Source organism: Endozoicomonas sp. SESOKO2, assembly GCF_024606245.1.
Lineage (GTDB): Bacteria > Pseudomonadota > Gammaproteobacteria > Pseudomonadales > Endozoicomonadaceae > Endozoicomonas_A.
The window spans coordinates 1-4,217 of record NZ_JAHHPQ010000373.1; the positions used below are offsets into that span (position 1 = coordinate 1).

Below are 4,217 nucleotides of genomic sequence, written 5' to 3' on the forward strand. Positions count from 1 at the left end.
AGTGGTTTTCTGTACAGGCTGTTTCTGAAACGACCTCCAATTAAGCGTGTTTTTGTTTAGTTTCACTAACCTCCACGTTATGAACTTTCATTTCTAAAACCGACTCTAAGCTTTCAATCCATTTTAAATGCCCTTTCCGAACGAGGATAAATACTGACTTTGGAACCCGGGATGAATCAGGTACGAACACTATGGACAGCATTTCCGACATTATCGGCTCCTTGCCACCAACTAAACGAACTCGATTGGAAGGGGTGCCAACGGGTTTCAGTCTGGGCAGGGAAGTGACTTTACCGGACAAAATTGAACCCACATTCTTCCACTTACCCATAGAGGTTCATGGCGAAATTATTCGCTATTTGGATTTTCGCGGGGTGACCCGTTTAGCCGGGGTATGCAAATATCTCCACGACCTCGTAAAAAAAGATAAAGCTCAGGAAAGAGCGTGGTATCGCCGGTTTTCTTCACCCTACCCCTATCGACTGAAGACCGTCATTGCGACAAAAGACAGTCAACAACTCGGTGATTGGTTGAGTCCGTTTGCGAATAAGAACACTGTCAATTCAGTCGTAAAGCAACAAAATGGTGCTTATTTTCCTGCTCAGCTTCTTTTCACCAACAGTAAACTGATGGCTCAGTATAAAAGATTTAACTTGAAGACAAGGGCCGAAATTACCCATCGTCGAGGTATCTTCACAGCCACCTTCAGCGCCAATAACAGCCACCTGGTGACCGCCAGTTTTGATAATACGGTAAAAATCTTTGGCCAGAAGACCGATGGCTCATGGAAATCAGAAGCCACTATTAACCACAATGGTCGAATCGGCGCGGTTATCCTCAGTGCCGACAGCCGTCATATGCTGATCGTCGGTAGAGACAGTAGAGCTGCGAAAATCTATGGCCAGCTGGACGATGGTTCATGGGCATTAAAAGCCACCATTACCCATGAGGGCTGGATCGGGTCAGCCACCTTCAGTGCTGATGACCGCTATGTGAACGTCATTTTCAATGGCGCGATGAAAATCTATGGTCAGGAGAACGATGGATCATGGCAGGCAAAATACACTATTAACCATAATGCTACGACCCTGTCGTCCAGCTTCAGCGCCGATGGTCGTCATGCAGTGGTGGCCGGTACGGATAAAACTTTGAAAATCTACGGTCTGATGGACGATGGATCATGGGAGGTAAAAGCCGCCAATACCCTTGAGGTGGCGGCCCCGTTGGCCACAATCAGCCCCAGTGGTCGTCATGTGTTACTCCCCGCTGAAAATGAAACTCTGAAAATCTTTAGCTGGGGGGACAATGGCTCATTGGAAGTAAAAGCCGCCATTAACCTTAGCAATCCGATCGGTTCGCTTATTTCGGCCTGCTTCAGTCCCGACAGCCGTCATATAACGGTCAACGGTGAAAATGACACGCTGAACATCTATAGCCAGAAGGACAATGGGTCATGGGAAGTAAAAACCACCATTACCCATAAGAGTCCTGTCATATCAGTCACCTTCAGCGCCGATAGCCGCCATCTGGTCACCATCAGTTTTGATGATACTGCGAAAATATGTAGCCTTCAGGACGATGAATCATGGCAAGCAATAGCCACGATTTCCCATGATGTTTTCATCAACTCAGCCACATTCAGCACCGATGGCCGCCATTTAGTCACTGCCAGTAAAGATAACACGGCGAAAATTTATGGTCGGGAGGACGATGGATCATGGGTAAAAAAAGTCACCATCGTCCACAAAGGCTGGGTCAATTCAGCCACCTTTAGTGCCGATGGTTGCCTTTTGGTGACGGCCAGTTGCGACAAAACCGCGATAATTTATGCTCTGAGAGCCAATGGTTCATGGCGACGAAAAGCCACCATTTCCCACGAGAGAGCGGTCACCTCAGCCACCTTCAGCACCGATGGCCGAAATGTGTTAACCGTCAGTAGAGATAACAAAGCAAGAATCACTGAACTCAGTAGGAAAGGAAGGAAAGATAGATGATCGGATGAGCGTAAAACTTTCCCGGATCAGGGCGCTGTTATTGCCTGATTCCACTGACCTCAATTTTATGAACTTTCATTCTAAAACCAGTTCTAATCTTTCAATCAATTTTAAATGTCGTCTCTAACCCGGGATAAATAATGACTTTGAGCCCTTCAGAAATAAGGTATGACAACTATGGACAGCATTTCCGGCATTGACGGCTCACTCTCGCCACCACCTAAACGAACTCGATTGGAAGTTCTGCCAACGGGTTTCAGTCTGGGCAGGAAAGTGGCTGTACAGGACAAAATACAACCCACATTTTTCCATTTGCCTGAAGAGATTCAGTCCAAAATTATTCGATATTTGGATGTTCGAGGGGTTGCCCGTTTAGCAAAGGTATGCAAATACCTTCACACTCTTGTTAAAAAAGAGAGAGCTCAGGAAAGAGCCTGGTATCGTCGGTTTTCTTTATCAAACCAATATCAAATGAAGACCTTCTTTTCGGCAAAAGATGACCAACAACTCCGTGATTGGTTGAGCTCGTTTGCGGATACGGGCACTGTCGAGTCTCTCATAAAACAACGAAAGAATATTCATTTTCCTGCTTTGTTACTTTTCACCAACAGTAAACTGATGTCTCAATGTGAAATATTCAAGCCAGTGACAAAAGCCCAAATTACCCATTCACGCTATATCATCACAGCCAGCTTCAGCGCTGATAGCTGCCATGTGGTGACCGCAAGCTTGGATAAAACAGCAAAAATCGCTAGTCAGAAGACCGATGGATCATGGTCAGAAAAAGCCCCCATTCTCCATACTGACTGGATCATATCAGCGACCTTTAGTAATGATGGCCGTCATGTGGTGACAGCCAGTCACGATGGCGAGGCGAAAATCTGTCGTCTGGAGGATGATGGAGCATGGAAGGTAAAAGCCATCATTTCCCATAAGGATCGAATCCGCTCAGCCACCTTCAGTGCTAATGGCAGCCATGTGGTGACTGCCAGTGAGGATAAGACGGTGAAAATCTATGGCCAGGAGACCGATGGATCATGGGAAGCTGAATACACTATTAACCATAATACTCCGGTCATCTCCGCCAGCTTCAGTGTCGATGGCCGTCATTTGGTGATCGTCAGTGAAGATAAAGCTGCGACAATCTATGGTCAGGAGGACGATGGATCATGGGCAGTCACAACCACCATTTCCCATGAGGATACAGTCTATTCAGCCACCTTCAGCGCCGATGGCGACCATGTGGTGACCGCCAGTGGGGATCACACGGCAAAAATCTATAGCCTGCAGGACGATGGGTCATGGGAAGAAAAAGTCACCATTCAACACAAAGAGGCGGTTAACACAGCCAGCTTCAGCCCCGGTGGCAGTCTTGTGGTGACCACCAGTAGCGATCGCACGGCAAAAATCCATGGCCTGCAGACTGATGGATCATGGGAAGAAAAAGCCAACATTACCCACAAGGATTGGATCAACTCAGCCAGCTTCAGTGTCGATGGCAGCCATCTGGTGACCACCAGTGACGATCACACGGCAAAAATCCATGGCCTGCAGGCCGATGGATCATGGGAAGTAAGAGGCACTATTTACCACAAAGACCTCGTCCGAAGAGCCACCTTCAGTCCCGATGGCTGCCATGTGGTGACCGCCAGTGGCGACAATACGGCGAAAATTTATGGTCAGGCGGGCAATGGATCATGGCTGGAAAAAGCCATCATTTCACACAAGGATAAACTCAGCTCAGCCACCTTCAGCGGCGATAGCCGATATGTGTTGACCGTCAGTTATGATTACACCGCGAGAATCACTGAACTATTTGGCAAAGATGGATAATCGGATGAGCGAAAAACCCGTTAACGGCAGGGGACCATTAGAAGCACTTTTTGCAGAAATGACCATGCAAAGCATTTTCCCGGATCAGGGCGCTGTTCCTGGTTAGTTTCACTGACCTTAGTGTTATGAACTTTCATCCTAAAGCCAGTTCTAACCTTTCAATCATTTTTAAATATCCCTTCAAAACGAGGATAAATACTGACTTTGGAGCTTTGGAGAAACAGACATGCACCTTACGAACAGCAATTCCAGCATTATTGGCGTTTCACTCTCGCTAATACCCGAGCAACCTCGATTGGAGAGAGCGCAAACAGCTGTCAGTCTGGGCAGGGATATTAGGGTACAGGACAACATTGAACCTACATTCTTCCATTTGCCTGAAGAGGTACA

General features: G+C 47.1%; 2 protein-coding genes. Both read left to right on the forward strand.

The features are described from left to right. Window positions 1-191: 191 nt before the first annotated feature. Complete coding sequence (locus tag KDK17_RS08230; RefSeq protein ID WP_257287825.1) at window positions 192-1,994, forward strand: F-box protein; 1,803 nt, start codon at window positions 192-194, stop codon at window positions 1,992-1,994. Between the two features lie 168 nt (window positions 1,995-2,162). Beyond that, window positions 2,163-3,827 carry an F-box/WD repeat-containing protein gene (locus KDK17_RS08235; RefSeq protein WP_257275069.1) on the forward strand — a complete coding sequence of 555 codons (1,665 nt, stop codon included), beginning with the start codon at window positions 2,163-2,165 and terminating at the stop codon, window positions 3,825-3,827. The last annotated feature ends 390 nt before the right edge of the window (window positions 3,828-4,217 follow it).